15 protein-coding genes are annotated in these 17,828 nt (G+C 43.9%); 4 read left to right on the top strand and 11 right to left on the bottom strand.

The features are described 5' to 3' along the window. Positions 1–164: 164 nt before the first annotated feature. The 3 genes from LN893_RS06970 to LN893_RS06960 are packed head-to-tail and all read left to right on the top strand — an operon-like array spanning position 165 to position 2,461. Positions 165–1,199: a GHMP family kinase ATP-binding protein gene (locus LN893_RS06970; protein WP_229969083.1), complete on the top strand. Its 1,035-nt coding sequence runs from the start codon at positions 165–167 to the stop codon at positions 1,197–1,199. Positions 1,200–1,221: 22 nt separating this feature from the next. Beyond that, on the top strand, positions 1,222–1,938 hold the full coding sequence (locus tag LN893_RS06965) for a nucleotidyltransferase family protein (RefSeq protein ID WP_229969082.1): 717 nt from the start codon (positions 1,222–1,224) through the stop codon (positions 1,936–1,938). Beyond that, positions 1,925–2,461, top strand: a complete 537-nt coding sequence (locus tag LN893_RS06960; protein ID WP_255709927.1) for a D-glycero-alpha-D-manno-heptose-1,7-bisphosphate 7-phosphatase — start codon at positions 1,925–1,927, stop codon at positions 2,459–2,461. Before LN893_RS06965 ends, LN893_RS06960 begins: the two co-directional genes overlap by 14 nt. Before the next feature lie 93 nt (positions 2,462–2,554). On the opposite strand, the gene LN893_RS06955 is transcribed toward LN893_RS06960, so the two are convergent. From LN893_RS06955 to LN893_RS06905, 11 genes are all read right to left on the bottom strand, one after another. Then, a complete protein-coding gene (locus LN893_RS06955) occupies positions 2,555–4,114 on the bottom strand; it encodes a carbon-nitrogen hydrolase family protein (RefSeq protein WP_229969080.1) in 1,560 nt (519 codons plus the stop codon). A gap of 159 nt (positions 4,115–4,273) precedes the next feature. Continuing rightward, the gene (locus LN893_RS06950) at positions 4,274–4,930 is read right to left on the bottom strand and encodes a 3-oxoacid CoA-transferase subunit B (protein WP_229969079.1); all 657 of its coding nucleotides are present in this window, start codon (positions 4,928–4,930) and stop codon (positions 4,274–4,276) included. A 47-nt stretch (positions 4,931–4,977) separates the two neighbouring features. Further along, positions 4,978–5,340, bottom strand: coding sequence for a four helix bundle protein (locus LN893_RS06945; protein WP_229969078.1), 363 nt, complete (start codon positions 5,338–5,340; stop codon positions 4,978–4,980). Positions 5,341–5,391: 51 nt separating this feature from the next. Next, positions 5,392–6,090, bottom strand: a complete 699-nt coding sequence (locus LN893_RS06940; RefSeq protein ID WP_229969077.1) for a CoA transferase subunit A — start codon at positions 6,088–6,090, stop codon at positions 5,392–5,394. A 115-nt stretch (positions 6,091–6,205) separates the two neighbouring features. After that, on the bottom strand, positions 6,206–8,116 hold the full coding sequence (locus LN893_RS06935) for a TIGR00341 family protein (RefSeq protein WP_229969076.1): 1,911 nt from the start codon (positions 8,114–8,116) through the stop codon (positions 6,206–6,208). A 356-nt stretch (positions 8,117–8,472) separates the two neighbouring features. Beyond that, the gene (locus tag LN893_RS06930; protein WP_229969075.1) at positions 8,473–9,405 is read right to left on the bottom strand and encodes a bifunctional riboflavin kinase/FAD synthetase; all 933 of its coding nucleotides are present in this window, start codon (positions 9,403–9,405) and stop codon (positions 8,473–8,475) included. Continuing rightward, on the bottom strand, positions 9,389–10,084 hold the full coding sequence (gene truB / locus LN893_RS06925) for a tRNA pseudouridine(55) synthase TruB (RefSeq protein WP_229969074.1): 696 nt from the start codon (positions 10,082–10,084) through the stop codon (positions 9,389–9,391). The genes LN893_RS06930 and truB overlap by 17 nt, the downstream gene beginning before the upstream one ends. A 2-nt stretch (positions 10,085–10,086) precedes the next feature. Next, positions 10,087–10,920: an undecaprenyl-diphosphate phosphatase gene (locus LN893_RS06920; RefSeq protein ID WP_229969073.1), complete on the bottom strand. Its 834-nt coding sequence runs from the start codon at positions 10,918–10,920 to the stop codon at positions 10,087–10,089. Next, entirely contained in the window at positions 10,921–11,136 is a 216-nt protein-coding gene (locus tag LN893_RS06915) for a DUF3098 domain-containing protein (RefSeq protein ID WP_229969072.1), read from the bottom strand. A 1-nt stretch (position 11,137) separates the two neighbouring features. Next, a complete protein-coding gene (locus LN893_RS06910) occupies positions 11,138–12,013 on the bottom strand; it encodes a cell division protein FtsX (RefSeq protein WP_369427660.1) in 876 nt (291 codons plus the stop codon). Between the two features lie 125 nt (positions 12,014–12,138). Next, positions 12,139–16,692: a translocation/assembly module TamB domain-containing protein gene (locus LN893_RS06905; protein WP_229969070.1), complete on the bottom strand. Its 4,554-nt coding sequence runs from the start codon at positions 16,690–16,692 to the stop codon at positions 12,139–12,141. Positions 16,693–16,695: 3 nt separating this feature from the next. Between LN893_RS06905 and tsaD the strand changes: the two genes are divergently transcribed. Then, positions 16,696–17,703: a tRNA (adenosine(37)-N6)-threonylcarbamoyltransferase complex transferase subunit TsaD gene (gene tsaD / locus LN893_RS06900; RefSeq protein WP_229969069.1), complete on the top strand. Its 1,008-nt coding sequence runs from the start codon at positions 16,696–16,698 to the stop codon at positions 17,701–17,703. Positions 17,704–17,828: the final 125 nt, after the last annotated feature.

The raw sequence follows: 17,828 nt of genomic DNA, 5'->3' as shown, positions 1-17,828 counted from the left end.
GGGAAGAGCCGCTAACACAATATTAGCGGCTCTTCCCTTTTATAACTTGTTTTAAATATTATGCCGTATTCCAAAACTGAGTTTGATTGAATAACTTACAGCAATTCTTTTAAAACTATTCCAAAACCTCGTTCTTGCACTACAACTTATAAGCCTAACTGTAAATGATAATACGTTCCAAAGCACCTTTGCGCTTAGGTTTGGCAGGGGGAGGCACCGATGTAAGCCCTTATAGTGATCAGTTTGGTGGCGCAATTCTTAACGCTACCATTAACAAGTTTGCTTATGCAACGCTTATTCCTCTGGATACACCTCTGGTGACGCTTAAATGCTTCGATATAAACCAGCATCAATCCTTCGAAAATATAGATTACTTCGACCTTGATGATAAAAATTTAAGGCTCATTAAAGGAATCCATAACAGGATAAAAAAGGAGTTTAAAGTAGAGAAGCCGCTGTACTATCAGCTGGAAACCTTTGTGGATGCGCCTCCTGGATCTGGATTAGGATCATCATCTACATTGGTAGTGGCTATAGTGGCGGCATTTGCTGAGTGGCTGGGGCTGCCGCTAGGTGAGTACGATATTGCTCAACTGGCGTATAGTATTGAACGTGAAGATTTAGGTTTGTCGGGTGGTAAACAGGACCAATATGCTGCTGCCTTCGGTGGGTTTAACTTTATGGAGTTTTACACCGACAGGGTAGTGGTTAATCCGCTTCGCATCAAAGAAGAGTACATAAATGAGTTGGAGTATTCTCTAATACAATACTACACGGGAACCTCCAGGCTTTCTTCTAAAATTATAGATGCGCAGGTTAAAAATGTTGCTGACAAATCAAGTAAATCGATAGAGGCGATGCACGCGCTTAAAAAGTTTGCCTATAACATGAAGGAATCTCTACTGAGAGGAAATGTACGGGATATTGGGCGTTTGTTGCATGAGAGCTGGATATCGAAAAAGGATATGGCTGATGAAATCAGTAACCCAGTGGTAGACGAGATTTATGAAGCGGCTATGAAAAGCGGTGCTTTGGGTGGAAAAATATCTGGCGCTGGGGGAGGTGGATATATGATGTTTTATGCTGAATCTAATTCCCTTTACGATGTTATAAATGTACTGAACCAGTTTGGCGGACAGGTTGAAAGGGTGCAGTTCTATAACAAAGGAGTTATTACTTGGAAGGCAAAACAGGGCTAAAAACAGTAGTGGACTTTTTAACATGAAGCAAGAAGCTATAATATTGGCGGGTGGATTAGGTACTCGTCTGCAGTCGGTAGTAAAAGATGTTCCCAAACCCATGGCAGAAGTGGCAGGAAGACCTTTTCTGGATTACATCCTGTATTTTCTGTCGCAGCACAAGGTGCAGAAAGCTGTGTTAGCTGTAGGCTATAAACATGAAGTTGTTCAAGATTATTACCGTAATCTGAACAACACTTTTGGCATTGAACTTAGTTACAGTATAGAAACAGAATTGCTGGGAACTGGTGGCGCAATATTTCAAGCTGCTGAACAAATAGAAAGCGACCATTGCTTTGTGGTTAACGGTGATACATTCTTTGATGTAAATTTAAACGGTTTGGCCGCTTTTGCCGAAGAGAAATCCGCAGATATTGCCATTGCTCTAAAGCGGGTAGAGCACTCGCAGCGTTATGGGCATGTGCTCTATTCTGATTCGCACCAAATAACTTCTTTCAAAGAAAAAGGAGAGGTAACAGGGGCTTATAATATCATTAACGGCGGCATCTACTACATGAGAAAAGACTTAATGCACCAATTTCAGATGCCTAAAAAGTTCTCATTCGAAGTCGATTTCCTGCAAAATCAGTTGCACAACATGAAAGCCTTTGGAAAAGAATTCGAAGGCCAGTTTATAGACATTGGTGTGCCTGAAGATTATGCCTTAGCTCAATCTGTTCTGAAAGATGTTATACAATAACTACAAACAGTTCGATACGCTGTTTCTGGATAGAGATGGTGTTTTGAATTTAAAGATTGAAAATGGTTATGTGCTCAAGCCTTCTGATATAGAAATACTTCCAGGTATTACTGAATTTCTGGCTTGGGCTAAGGAAAAGTTTAAACAAATCATTGTTGTCACAAATCAGCGTTGTGTTGGAAGAGAGCTGCTTACGCTCGAGGCTTTAAACAGTATCAACAATGAAATTAATGATCGTACTGGTTCTAACATAGATAAATTTTATGTTTGCCCGCATTTAGTGGAGGATGCCTGCAGTTGCAGAAAGCCTAAAAACGGTATGTTTCTCAAGGCCGCAGCAGAATTCGATATTCGCTTCGAAGCTTCTTGGATGGTGGGTGACTCTGAAACTGATTTAATCCCTGCAGAAGGATTAGGTATCAATACAATCTTCATTTCAGCCAACGACAGCCTTCATGCTGATGTAAGAGTAAATTCAACTACGGAGTTGCTTGCTTTTTTCGAGGCACTCGAGCAGCTGTAGTTGCTAACCTGCTCTGTTGTTACTTCGCCATAAACACAAATAGCCGCTGCTTTAGCTAAAGCAGCGGCTATTTGTGTTATAGTAACTCTTTTCTTAATCTTCCTTACGTGATACCCAACTCAGGTTGTACAGGTCTTTGCGCCTGTCTTTTAAGTTACGAACACTTCCTGCTGCATTCAGATCTTTCAGTAGATCCAGGTCCAGGTCAGCAATCAGCGTCATCTCTGTGTTTGGTGTGGCTTCGGCGATTACTGCATCGTGCGGAAAAGCGAAGTCAGAAGGCGAGAATACAGCAGACTGTGAGTACTGGATGTCCATATTTTCTACCTTCGGCAGGTTACCCACGCTACCCGTAATCGCTACGTAGCACTCATTCTCGATAGCACGAGCCTGGGAGCAGAGGCGTACACGTAAGTAAGCATTCTTAGTATCCGTCCAAAAAGGCACGAAAAGGATCTTCATATCCATGTCAGAAAGCATACGGGCAAGTTCTGGGAACTCTACATCGTAGCAGATCAAGATACCGATTTTACCGATATCCGTATCAAATATCTTCAGCTTGTGGCCACCGCGCATACCCCAGTAGTGCGATTCGTCTGGTGTAACGTGCAGTTTATACTGTGCATCGTAAGTACCATCGCGGCGGCAGAGGTAGCTCACATTGTACAACTTGTTGTCGTAGTACTCTGGCATACTACCCGCAATAATATTGATGTTGTACGACAGCGCCAGGTGAATCATGCGTTCCCGAATCTCCTCCGTATACTCAGCCATACTTCGGATAGCCTCAGAAGGAGTTTCCTCGTTAGTGAGGGCCATTAGTGGCGCATTGAAGAACTCTGGGAAGACAACGATGTCCGATTTATAGGAGCTCACGGTATCAACAAAGAACTCTACCTGCTGCATAAAGTCTTCCAGGTCTTTTACGGCACGCATCTGCCACTGCACAATACCGATACGCACTACGCTTTTTGTTCCGCCAATCAGCTTTTCCTTCTCTTCGTAATACACGTTTATCCACTCTAAAAGTGTGGCGTAAGAACGTGATTCCTTATCGTCTGGCAGGTAGTTCTTCAGTATTTTACGTACGTGGAAGCCGTTACTGAGTTGGAAGGAGAGCACAGGGTCAGAAAGCTCCTTGTTGCGCACCATCTCAATGTATTTCGCTGGAGTCAATTTGTCGGCATAATCTTTATAGCCAGGTATACGGCCACCAGCAATAATACCGCGTAGGTTCAAGTTCTCGCAAATCTCCTTGCGGGCATCGTACAGACGGCGGCCCAGGCGCAGGTTCCTGTATTCGGGGTGCACAAATACGTCTATACCGTAAAGTGTTTCCCCTTCTGGGTCATGCGATTTGAAGGTGCCGTTGTCTATAATCTGTTCGTACGTGTGTTTGTCTCCGTACTTATCGTAGTTTATAATAAGACTAAGCGCAGCGGCTACAACTTTTCCGTTGTCTTCTATACAAATCTGTCCATCAGGGAACTTCTTCAAAAGGTCAGAAAACTCTTTTCTTGTCCAGGCACCGTCTATGTTACGGTACACCAGGTTCATGATTTCCTTTACCTCTTTATAATCCTTCAGCTCCAGCCGGCGCAGTAATAATCTATGTTCGGTGTGTTCTGTATGGTCTTCGTTTCTTTCGCTCATGTGTGGCTATATATTGCTTTTGCTGTACTAGTATACGTACAACAAGCATCATTTCGGTTCAATTTTTTTCGTGCGGAATGGCCGCTTGCAGGTCCTGTTACAAAATTAAACAAAAAATACGGGTTTGGGCACCATGCCTTTTGTGCCAGTTAACCTTTGCTACAGCTGAACTTCTGGTATATCGCCCTCTACTAATAAGTTGCCAGCAGTTGCTTTTTTTATGTCTTCTATACTTACGCCTGGTGCACGTTCCAGAAGTTTAAATCCCTCGCCTGTTACTTCTAGCACAGCAAGGTCAGTAACTATTTTTTTAACGCACTGCACACCTGTGAGCGGGAGTGTACACTCTTTCAGAAGCTTAGAGGAACCATCACGGGCAGTGTGTTGCATGGCCACAATGATGTTTTTGGCTGAAGCAACCAAATCCATTGCGCCGCCCATGCCTTTCACCATTTTACCGGGTATTTTCCAGTTTGCTATATCACCGCGCTCTGATACCTCCATGGCACCCAAGATAGTTAAGTCCACGTGCTCGCCGCGTATCATGGCAAAGCTTTCTGCCGAACTGAAAAGAGCAGAGCCAGGCAACGTGGTTATGGTTTGCTTGCCTGCATTAATCATGTCCGCGTCCACCTCTGATTCGGTAGGGAAGGGTCCCATGCCCAACAAACCATTCTCCGACTGTAACACCACTTCTACACCCTCAGGAATGTAGTTGGCTACCAGCGTTGGTATACCTATACCTAAATTTACATACATGCCATTTTTTACTTCCCTGGCAATGCGTTTTGCTATTCCGTTTTTATCTAGACTCATTATTTTAGATTTGGAAATTTGAAAATGTGGAGATTTGAAGATGCTCTTCAGTTTTCCTTTCTGATGCTTTTAGAACTGATAATGATTTTGGAGATGATTCTTTTGATAGCTTTGAGCTTTTCCTGGAGATGTGCAGGATCAGGATAGGTAGGAGCTCGCTGACAGAGTAGCAGCCAGTATTCTGTTTCTTCTACTTCTTTGGCTGCTATTTTAAACTTATGAATAAAATCTGCTTTGCTCTCTGCATTTTGTGCTTCACGAACATTTGCTCCTATAGATGTGCCGCTCTTTAGTAGCTGATTAGAGATAACATACTTCCGCTTTGTTTCCAGCAATTCTGCATATAGAATGGTATCTACAGCAAAATCCAGTGTAAGCGTCAAAATCAGGTTATCTTTTTGGTCGTCCATGTTACCAAATCTTCAAATTCGTACATCTCCAAATCTTCAAGTTCACTCAGGCTATTCCTGTTTCACTGTTCTCTTCTCAATGCGTTTCTCATAGTTCTCCCCCTGAAAAATGCACTGCACGTAAATGCCTGGGGTGTGGATCATGTTCGGGTCTAATTCTCCTGCTGGTACCAGTTCCTCCACTTCGGCCACAGTAATGTTGCCAGCGGTTGCCATCATGGGGTTAAAGTTTCTGGCTGTGCCTTTATAAATCAGGTTGCCTGCGGTGTCGCCTTTCCAGGCTTTTACAAAAGAGAAGTCGGCTTTTAGCCAGGTTTCCATCAGGTACATTTTACCGTTGAACTCACGGCTCTCCTTTCCTTCGCCCACTTCGGTGCCATAACCTGCTGGTGTAAAAAAGGCAGGAATGCCAGCACCGCCAGCGCGTATGCGCTCTGCTAGTGTGCCCTGCGGAAGCAGTTCAACCTCCAGTTCTCCAGATAACAGCTGTCGCTCAAATTCGGCATTCTCACCTACATAGCTAGAAATCATTTTCTTTACCTGGTGCTTCTGTAGTAGTAAGCCAATACCAAAATCGTCTACTCCTGCATTGTTTGAGATGCAGGTAAGGTTCTTCACACCAAGTCGCAACAATTCTTGTATGGCGTTTTCGGGTATACCGCAAAGGCCGAAACCTCCGAGCATCAGCGTCATGCTGTCCTGCACGCCCCGTAATGCCTCCTGCGCGTTCTTTACTTTTTTGTTGATCATAGTTAGAGTGTGTTTTTGAGATATTTATATAGCATAAAAGCCATATGGAAGTATATGGCTTTTCGTGTTTTGCAGGAAATAGTTTTGAAATAGAAGAAGAATTAAATCTTTTGTTTTACCGTCTGATACTGGTTAGCACTTCCAGTTCTACTTCCCGCCCAAGTCTATCAGTTACAGATTGTTTTACTTTGTCTATGTCTGATTCTGTTATAGGTTTGTAAGCTACCAAAGTAACACGCAATGCCATTGGGTCGCTACCACGAATAACGGATACTTCTTTGATCGTGATGTCGCCAACCTGGGATTCGTTTAGTGACCTGACAACATTATAATTTGTGATCATGGTAAGTGTACCGTAGCCCAGTGGAAGACTTACTATAATTGCGATTAGAATGGAGATAACAAGTCCTTTCTTGGCCAGGTGCATGGGGCTAAAACCTAACAGTAGAAAAGTAATGATACCAGCCAGCACTATACCCGCCAAGTTAGTTGAAAAGAGCAGCAAAGCACCCGTGAATACCTGCCAATCGCCCCAACCTATACCTATACCAGAAACAGCCAAAGGTGGTACCAGTGCCACTGCTATAGCAACACCAGCCAGCGTTTTAGCCACTTCGGATCGGGCATGGGCATAAGCACCTGCTATACCCGACACAATAGCAACTCCCAAGTCAATCAGGTTCGGTTTAATACGGGCTATAATTTCGTCGTTTATACTTTGCAGCGGTATAATCAGTGTAACCAGTATGGCAGCCAGGTAACCAAGTAACAGACTATAGCCGATGGTTCGCGCACTCCTGATCATCAGTTTCTTCTCCTGCCTCAGCACGCCCATAGACAATGATATGATTGGGGCCATGAGCGGAGCCAAAATCATTGCTCCGATTATGACAGGTGAAGAATTTGCAAACAGACCGAACGTAGCCAGCAAACTCGACAAAACCATTAAAGTAAGATAAGAGCCTGTTGCTTTTGCATTGTCTCTTAGTACTTGAAATAAACCTTTAAATTCTTCGGTAGAGGCATGGTAGATAAAAGGAAGCGGACGTGCCGTAATTTCAACCAGGTGTTCTTCTCCTGTGGGCAATGCGCTTACCCTGTACTTGTCGTCGGCTCCGTCTGCAGAATTGTCTGCCACAAGGTGCCTGCCTGGTATAATCAGGAACTTGTTTACGCTGATACGCAGGTCAATTTCTTTGGCACTTAGCAGGTTGTTGTCCTGCGTGTAATCCATGGGAGTTGGACTAGATATCGTAATAGAACTTGCCTTAATGTGTCCGATAAAGGAAGGTAGCTTGCCGTTTTCGTCGTTGAAGAATGAGCTGAAAGAAAACCTTAGTAGCTCTGTTATACTTTTAGGAGCCAAAATAAGGCTGTGCAACCTGCCGTCGTTGATGAAAGAGTTCTTGATCAGCTTACGGGAAAGGAGCGTGCTCTTGCCATGCTGAACAGCGATAATGCCCAAAGCCGCTGTTTGTAGAGGCTTTTTATTTTCTGCCGTTATGGTGAAAGCCCTCGGTTGGAGCGATTTTGACTGTTTAAAAAACTCAACGGCTTTCTCCAGGCTAGAGTAGAATGTGTTTTTAGATACGCTGCCCGTCATTAAGCTCAGGCTGTTCCCGATTACCACCTTATTGAATACAGGTATGCCGTTGCATAATAGCAAATCTGACTTTATCTCTTTCTTGTTTTGAAGAATATCTTCTATCGCATTATCTAAGTTAGTTGCTATACCATAGCCTTGCCTGGCTTGTATCATGCCAGGGTGGGGCAGAAAGCCAATTGTCCACTTCTTTAGAGCTGCGCCAGCAACAACCTCTGTTAACTGTACATCAGTTAAGTAGGTCACTACAAAGCTTTCTTCATGTATAAAGTTACATTTGGGGTCGTCTTGCCTGAAAGGTATAAATTGAACAGTATGTCCCTCAAAAGCGGGTACAATCTCATTCTGAACGGTTTCTTCCTCCAACGGATCATAAAGCAATACAATCTCCTTCATCTTTTCTTTGCCTACTTCTTCTAACACTTTCAATGTTGCTTATTTTAAGGGGCGCTAGTTTATCCTACTTCCAGAGGAATTAATATTGGCTCGATTTGTTCCTGCAGTAGATAAAGCTCATCCTCATACGTTCAGTAGAATTTTTTTATCATTCAGAAAGGGAGATATAGTCGTTTGCTTTTCTCGAAGCAAAGGGCATGAATAAACAATTTCAGTTTTGTTGATCTTAAAACAATGACTTCAAGATAGTTTGAATTGGCACTAAATGCTAAATATGTGCAAAGCGATAATCTTGAAAGATTGTTGCTTTACCAAGTGGCACTCTTTTAAAACAAAGAAAGCGGCCATTGGAGTGGTCGCTTTCTTTTTATGCTTCTAATTGTTTATCTAATTTCAAGTACTTGTTGTGTGGCTTCTTTGTCTTTGGCGAGCTGGGCTTTGAGTGCTTCTAAACCATCGAACTTTTGCTCCTGGCGCAGATGCTGAACATACTCTACGGTTAAAGTTTGTCCGTAAATATCCTGGTCAAAATTAAGGATGTGCACTTCCAGCGTCAGTTGCTTGCCGTCTACCGTTGGGCGAATGCCAATGTTCATCATGCCGCCATAGCGTGCTTCGCCTATTTTTACCCAAACCGCATACACACCGTTGGCAGGTATAAGTTTATGCGCTGCAGGCAGTGCTAGGTTTGCAGTAGGAAAGCCAATGGTGCGGCCCAGTTTATTGCCTTCTTCTACAGTAGAAGTAAGGCTGTAAGAGCGGCCTAGGTAGCGGTTAGCCGTTTCGATGTCGCCACTTTCTAATGCCTTTCTTATTTTAGTAGAACTAACGCCAATGTCATCTATATCCTGCCTTGGAATTTCTTCTACCTCAAAACCATACTGCTGCGATCTTGCTTTTAGATTTTCAAAGCTACCTTCGCGGTTTTTACCGAAGCGGTGGTCGTAGCCTATCACCAACACTTTCGTGTTGATGGTGCGCACCAGTATATCGGTAATAAAGCTGCGGGAGCTCATGCGCGAGAACTCTTTTGTAAACGGAATGAGCAGGAGGTAGTCGATGCCGAAGTTCCGAAGCTCTTCGATGCGCTCCTCAATAGTAGAAAGCAGCTTTAGGTCGTTATCCTCTGGAAAGAGCACCAAGCGGGGGTGGGGCCAAAAAGAGATAACCACACTCTGTCCGTTTATCTGCCTGGCCCGCTCAATTACGCGCTTCAGTATCTTCTGGTGGCCTATGTGCAGCCCATCAAACGTACCGCTGGTAACAACAGTCTGGCTCAGATTCGGGAAAAGAGAAAGATCACGTATTACTTCCATCCGCCTCTAGCTGTGCTTTTCTGATTTCCTGTATGTTTTCAATAGTAAGCGCATCTTCCAGTTTGTAGTCTCCTATACGCGTACGAACCAAAGCCGAAAGGTGTGCTCCGCATCCTAACTTTTGGCCTAAATCGTGCGCCAGGCTTCTGATGTAAGTGCCTTTGGTACAGATTACCTTAAAAGATATCACATTGCCCTCTACACCTGTAATATCAAAGGTTTTGATGGTAATGGAGCGAGCCTTAAGTTCTGCTGATTTGCCTTTGCGGGCCAAATCGTAGGCACGCTTACCGTCTACCATCACAGCGGAATAAATAGGAGGTACCTGTTCTATGGTGCCTACAAAGCTGTCGGCTGCCGCTTTTATGGCTGCTGGGGTAATATGTTCCGTCGGCATGGTTTCGCTGACAGGCGTTTCGAGATCGTAAGACGGGGTGGTTTGGCCTATAGTTAAAGTGCCTGTATACTCCTTTTCCTGTGCCTGTATTTCATCGATACGTTTTGTGAACTTGCCAGTACAAAGTATAAGCAAACCAGAAGCCAGCGGGTCTAAGGTGCCTGCGTGGCCAATCTTCTTCACCCGCAGAGTGTTGCGTACTTTCTTCACCACATCAAAAGAGGTCCAGGTGAGTGGCTTGTTTATTAATAGTATTTCGCCTGCGGCAAAATCGTATTCCATAGTTATATTCTTAAATCAAAACCCATTGCCAGTAAGGCTAATAAAGCAACGCCAACTGCAATGCGGTAGTAGCCAAACATTTTAAAGCCGTACTTCGTCAGGAAGTCTATAAAGAAACGTATGGCCAGCATAGCTACTATAAATGCTACAACGTTTCCTATTAATAAAAGCTTCAGGTCTTCGGCTCTAATTAGTGCAAAGCTGCTCTCTATTTTAGCTATATCAAATTTAATAAGGTCAGATATCTCTAACTGCAACAGGTCTGTTAACAATTTATAAGTGGAAGCAGCCAGCATGGTTGGCACAGCTAAAAAGAAGGAGAACTCCGCAGCAGCTTTTCTATTGATTCCTTGTAAAAGACCACCAATAATAGAGGCCGCAGATCGTGAAACCCCTGGAATCATGGCCAGGCACTGAAATAAGCCGATCACAAAAGAGTTTTTATAAGTAATCTCGCTCTCGACAGCATTCTTAAACCATTTGTCAACATAGAGGAGCACCACACCGCCTACTATCAACATAATGGCTGTAATGGTCACGCTTTCTAGCATCGCATCTATTATATCATTTAATGCAAAGCCAATAACAGCGGCAGGAATAAAAGCAACTAATATTTTCTGGTAAAAGGCAAAGCTGTTGATAAACCGTTTCCAGTAAAGCACAACTACAGAAAGAATGGCTCCGAATTGTATGCTTACAGCAAATATTTTAGTAATGGCTAGTTGGTTGATACCCATGATGCTCGCCGTAATGATAATGTGACCTGTGGATGAAACAGGTAGGAACTCAGTTAATCCCTCTACGATGGCTATAATAATAGCCTGCCAAATATTCATTTAATCCTGTGTTTTGTCTTTAACAAGAATCGCAAATAACTCAATAATAAAACCTATCAGTACGATAATTGGGCCTAGCGTAATGCCTAAAAAGCCTAAACCATAAGGTTCGGTATCAAGCGTCATAATGATAAAGCCAATAATGAGCACTACAATGCCTACAATCAGTAAGATGTAGTTTTTTTTGCCAAAGGCAAGTTTGGTTTTGTTTTCCATGTTAATATAATTCGTCTAAAGACAGGCGTAAGTATTTTCTTACGGCTCTGTATGAGCTCAGGAAGCCAATAATGCAACCAATAAGGAGTAAAGCACCCATAAGTATATAAGTCTGCTCGTCGTCGCGTAAAAGTTGCAGCTCGCTAATTTCGTGATAGGCGTACTGCATAAGAGCAAAAAGCATAGCAGAGGCTATAATGCCACTCATAATGCCTTGCCAGGCAGCGCGGTTCAGAAATGGGCGTTGTATAAAGTAGGAGGTGGCACCAACCAACTGCATGCTTCTGATCAGGAAACGCTGTGAGTACAACGCCAGTTTGATGGTATTATTGATTAAGATGATAACTACTACCACTAAAATGGAGGCAAAGCCCAGTAATATAATACTGATGCGTTTGATGTTGCTGTTGATAGATTCGATCAGGCTTTCGACATACTGTACCTCGTAGACTCCTTCTATATCTTCCAAATCAAGCTTTATACTTTTAAGATTAGGAGAGCTGGAGTGGTCTGCATCAATGTTCAGCACATAGGCATCCCGAAGGGGGTTATCTCCTAGAAAAGCAGTGTAATCTTCGCCTGTGTCAGACAAAAATTCTTTTGCACCTTCTTCTTTCGATATAAAACGCACCTGTGCTGTATCGTTTCGGTAGGCAATGTATTCTTTGGCGGCAAAGGTTTTTTTCAGGCGCACCAGTTGTACCTCTGTCAGGTCTCGCTCCAGGTACACTTGCATCTCGATGTTTTCTCTCACCTTTTCTGAAAGCTTACCTGCATGTATAAGCAACAGCCCAAAAAGCCCAATTATAAAAAGAGCCAAGGTAATACTAAATACTACCATGGTGTGGGGATAATTGCCTAGTTTCTTTTTTTTCAAAAATTTAGGATTGTTAGCTGCCATACGAGATGCTTGCACACAAAAGTAAAAATATATTTGGAATAAGCTGATAGATATTAGCCGAGAAAGCTGACGACATAAGTAAACAGCAGCAAGTCTAGGTCTTAGAAATCGCGACGAGGGTCAGAATCCAGTATAATGGTTTCGCGCTCAATGGCCCTTCTTCGACGACGTTTGTCTATACCAAACAGCTCTCTTAGGTTATCGAAGCGTTTGGTGTGCAGCAAACTGAGCCTTTGCTGGGAGTTAGTACCACGTGTAGTGCCAAGGCCTCTTGGTATGGTATTGTACTCCAGGCGCCCCCGTAGTTCGCCAGATTGGGTAATATAGTATTCTATAGACCAATCTCCCTGGTAGTTGCTGGTGTTGCTGTTATCGCCTGTAACGGGGTTAGAATAACCGCCGAACCCCGTTTGGCTAGTTACACGCAGCCTGCCCTCAAAGAAGGTATAGCTCAAGCGGACCTGAAGGTTTGCCAGGGCAGCTTCGTTAATACCGTCTAAACCAATATCTACCTGCAGATTCGGGTCTAAGCTGTTGAAAAAACTGCCAAGCTGGCTGGATAGCAAGCTGCCCAAGCTACCGCCAACAGCTGTAGAGCCTGCACCTGCTGTATTAAATGTTCCCAACGGAGAAAGCCTTCGGAGCACCAGAATACTGAATACCTGTCTGTTAAGTTCGTTCTCGTCGTTCTCTATAGAGCGTATCAGCGCATCTAAGGTACCAAGTGGTGCGTTGGCTGGTATTTCATCAAAATTCAGGCCCAGGTCTATGGTTGGAGTGAGGATAGGACCATCGAGTTCAACCACAGCCGTTACAGGATATCTGCCTACCAATGCTTCGTTATTGAAGGCATCCAACGAGGTCAATTGCGTATAAGTAGCCGTTATGTCCATAATGCCGTTAAATGGGTCGCCATTCCAGGAGATGGTGCCACCTGGTGTAACCCTGAACTCCCTGCTAACCAATCCTTCTAGCAAATTAAGGTTGTAGGAGCCTTGTGTAATTTCGTAGTTACCGTACATGTGAAATTCTCCACGGGTATCTATGGTCATGCGAATATCGCCATTACCGGACCCTCTGATCATATCACCTGTCTGCCTGTCGATAATTAATTCTATATAGGCATCATCTGTCACATCCAGCTCAAAGTTCATGTTGATGCCAGACAAATCTATCTGCTGGTTTTCGGCGGCTATGGCTACACCTGCGCTGTCAGTGTCAAGGTTAACAAAGCGAATAAAATCTTTTGTCGCAACGCTCACCTGGTTGTCTAAAGGCAGTACAATGCGTGTGTTTGGCTCGCTACGGGCATCCACATCTATTTTGAGGTTATTCGATGGACCCAATACACTTGCGGTACCAGTGGCAAAGGCTGTTCCGAAGAAAAGCTCGTTGTGCTCACGGGTCGTGTTCAACACCATAAAGTTTCTGTAGCGGGCACTGATATCAATCACCATGTCGCTAAACCCATCGTGAGCGATACCACCCGTTAGTGTGGCAATGTTTCCGTAGCTATCCTGTACGCGTGCATTTCGGAAACTTATGCTGTTTGGGCCCAGGTATACTCTGTCAGAAAAGCGATAAGTGGTGTTTAGGTAGTCAAATTTAAACTGTCCGTTATGTACCATTACTGAGCCTTTAAGTACGGGCGCTTCCAGTTGGCCTAATATGCGTATGCGGCCATCCATGGTGCCTTCTAGGTTACTCATGATTGGTCTCAAAAAGGGCTCTACCAGTTTTAGTTGCGATTGGTCCAGCACAGCCAGCATATCTAATTCGTCTTCTGTAGCCTCAGGGTAGTAGTAGCCTGTTAACGTTAACACTTTCTTGTTGGCACGATCAATCCCTACATCAACATCCATCTGCTTCTGGAGCCTGTTCCAATCTGCTTTGCCGTTTATGTTACCAATAAAAATATTTTCCAGGTAAAAGGAATCGGCTCGTATGACAGTGTTCAGTGCAGCTTCATCATAGAAGTCTCTGATTGATGCCTCGGCATGCAGCGTGCCTGCAATTGGCATCGGGATTATGGGGTTCAGGTTCCTGAGATCGAAGTTTTCTATGTGAAGATTAAGTAAACTGCTCGGATCTTGTGCAAGTACGCCCTGAAGCCTGATGATTTGATTCTGGTTGTGTAGTTCAAAGTTCTCAAACTCTATTCTTGTTCCTGCCTGACTTATATTAATCGTATTTCCTGCAGCAAATTCCCAGGGACTATCTCTTATAATAATGTTAGATCTATTGAAAACAATTTCAATGTGATTCTGTAGGAAAGACAGTCCACCAGTTATAGTTGCTCTGTTATTGTTTTCAGGCTGTCTTAAGCTGGTAGAAAAATCTATGGTTCGTTCACTCCAAATTCCTTCCAGGTAAAAGTCCCGAGCCTCGGAAGTGGTTGGAAGTACCTGCCTTTCAGAAGTGAAAAGGGCAGCAGCCAGTACATCTGGGTTATGCTGCAGCTTTGAACTGTTTATCTCCAGGCTGTTGCCGAGCAGCTCGTAGCTCTGATACTGAATGGTGTCCAGTTGAGCATACAATTCTAAAATAACGGTATTGCCATGCCTGAATGACCCTGTAATGGTAGAGCGATCAGAGATAGAGAGCTCTGGCATGAAGAGTTGAATAGCAGGACCCGCGTTCCAAAGATCAATATCGTAGGTGAGGCTGTAGTCATTTACATTACCTTGTCTCAGGGCCTTTTGCTGGTAATAAGCATCTGTAGCAACATCGTTGCTTTCAAAATTTAGCTTATACTCTTGCACAAGGTCCTTAAGGTCGGCTATCAAGGTGCTATAATCGAAGGCGCCTCTTACGTTTGCCCCAAAGTACTGTGTTAAAAGGCGTAGGTTACGCTGTCCATTTTCTATTTCGGAAACTATATGTAGCGAGTCCAAAGCTAAAGATTCTCCATTATAGGCTACCATTGCACTGTCGAAGCGGGCAACACCCACAAAATCATCGAGTCTTAACCCTCTAAAGTTAAGATTTGCCTGGGCGCTTATGGTCATGGGATTTTCTGTAAGCTGAAGCGCCTGCAAGTCTATCTTCTCAATGTTAGCTAGTACGTTGAAAGCTTCGTTGCTTCGGCCTAAGCCAATTTCTCCATCGGCTGCCAGCACAATGTTAGGGTCGTCTATAGATACCTCACCCACAAAATGCTGACGGCTTAGTGTACCGTTTGCTACAATGTTTCTGTAGTTATAGTCCAACAGCTGCACCTGGTTAATTTTGGCGTCCACTTTCACTCGGGCGTCCTCAAGCGTAAAGCCAGAACCTTCTACACGGCCGCTTAAAGAGACAGTCTTAACCAAATCTGTATTTCCGATCAGCCTGCCTAGGTTAAAGTTCTGGGTTTCTAAGTAGCCGCGGTAGGAGGAGGTGCGTTTATTATCATCAATTTTTAGGTTGATGTCAGATTTAACTCTTCCGAGTGCTGTGGCGAAGGTGCCGTTCGCTACAAAGTCATTGTAGAAGCCCAGAAATCGCCCTTGCAGTTCTACGGTTCCCAGGCGCGAAGCTATGCTGTATGCCTCCTGTGGCAGAAACTGTTTTAAATCGTAGGCATTGATGGAGGATGAATCTAGCCTGATGTTCGCAAAGGTTTCCTGAAAGTTAGGCAAGCCATCGGCACTTAGATCGCCTACAATATGTGTGTTATCGCCGTAGTAAATATTCAGGTCATTAGCAGTGAAATCAGAAACTAATCCACTTATCTCTGCCGATTCCACCGTTAGGATTTCATCGTAGTCACGGAGGGGCGATGCGAAAATCGCTATGTCTTTAGAGTAGATCTTTGAGTTTTTGATGTCGGCCGTTAAACTCACACTATCGATAAATTGAGAAAAATTGCCGAATCGGTTATAATCAAAGCGGACGTACTTTTGTAAGTTGCTGCTGTTTGCCTGCAGGTCCAACTCATCCCACTCCCAGAAGGTAGCGGCATAGGTCATGCGGGTATCCAAGTTGTGCAGCCTTGTGCCTGATTTTTTTTCTACAGCACTAAGGTCCGTTACTCTTACCTGTAGGGTGTCCTCCAACACAAATTCACTGAACGTGCCCGAGATACTATCTACATCTAGATGGAAATAATCTATACCGAATTCCTCTTTGGGTCTGTTAAAGTTATCGAAGGTGAAGCGGCCGTTAGCTATCAGCAGCTCATCTATATTAAAATTGAAAGGCTGTGATGTTTTGGTTGTGTCCTTGCTCATCAACTTTTGAAGAGAGTTGATAAACGTGCTAAGGTTAAGGGAGTCGGTGCCTTCGTACTGCACCAGGCTTGCGCGCGGCTCCTGTAACTCCAGGGTAGCTATACTTAGGGTGTTGGGTTGGAAAATAGAAAACAGGCTTATGTCAGCTTCGGCACGACCAATATAAAACAGTTCCCGATCCTGATAGTCCAGTACACGTACTTGCTCTAGTATCACATTACTGAAAAACTCGATGTCAACGCCGCCAATAGTTACCTCATGGTTGATGGTGCGAGAAATATAGTCGGCTGCTTTCTGGGCAACTTTTGTTTGTACGCTCGGAATGCGAATAGCCACAAACACTACTGCAAATAGCAGCAAAAGAAACAGGATAAGCCCTAAAACTATTTTTAGAAGTGCTTTTCCTATAACTTTGAAGTAATTTATAGACTGTTCTTTTTCCAAAAGATGACTGAACCTACGATTTTAGCAATAGAATCTTCTTGCGATGAAACCTCGGCTGCTGTTATAAAGGGCGGCAAGGTGTTATCTAATATTATAGCTACTCAGGCTGTACACGAACAGTATGGCGGTGTGGTGCCTGAGTTGGCGTCAAGAGCACATCAGCAAAACATTATTCCTGTTGTTACTCAGGCGCTACGTACGGCAAATGTAGCAAAAACTGAGTTAAATGCTGTTGCCTTTACCCGTGGCCCTGGACTTTTAGGAGCCCTGCTGGTAGGCTGCTCCTTTGCCAAGTCTTTTGCCCTAGGATTAGATATTCCGCTGATAGAGGTAAACCACATGCAGGCGCACATCCTGGCCCATTTTATCGAAGATCCTAAACCAGGCTTTCCTTTCCTTTGCCTTACCGTTAGTGGTGGCCATACCCAAATCGTGCTGGTAAAAAGCCATCTTGAAATGGAGATTATAGGCCAGACAACAGATGATGCAGTAGGGGAGGCCTTCGACAAAACCGCTAAGATGTTAGGGTTGCCTTACCCAGGCGGACCGTTGCTCGATAAAACAGCGAAACAAGGTAATCCTGATGCATTTGAGTTTCCTGTAGGCAACATGCCTGCATACAACTACTCTTTTAGCGGCATAAAAACTTCGGTGCTATACTTTCTGAAGGACAGAACGAAACATAACCCGAACTTCGTACAGGAGAACCTGGCAGATATTTGTGCCAGCGTGCAAAAGACGCTCATTAAGACCTTGCTAAAGAAGCTAGTGCTTGCTGCAAAAGATTTAGGTATAACAGAGGTGGCTATAGCAGGAGGAGTTTCTGCAAACTCAGGGCTGCGCGAAACGCTGCAGGAGTATGCCAAGAAGTATAAATGGAATGTATACATTCCCGCTTTTCAGTATTGCACCGATAATGCAGCCATGATAGCCATTGCTGCTCATTACCAGTATCTAAAAGGTGATTTTGCTACTCAGTACGTAAGCCCAGAGCCAAGATTGAAGTTCTAATTAGGATTTACAGGATTAGAAGATATGCAGGTTGTGTTAGATCATCGTGCTTCGGAGCAGGAGTAAGTTGTGGGGAAGAAAGGCTTGTGCTATACTTTAGCTACATGTCGTAAAAGATAAAAGCG

It is taken from the genome of Pontibacter harenae (assembly GCF_020907245.1).
In the GTDB taxonomy this organism is placed as follows: Bacteria; Bacteroidota; Bacteroidia; order Cytophagales; family Hymenobacteraceae; genus Pontibacter; species Pontibacter harenae.
Note: the sequence above shows the minus strand (reverse complement) of the source record. Positions and strands in the feature narration are given on the sequence as shown.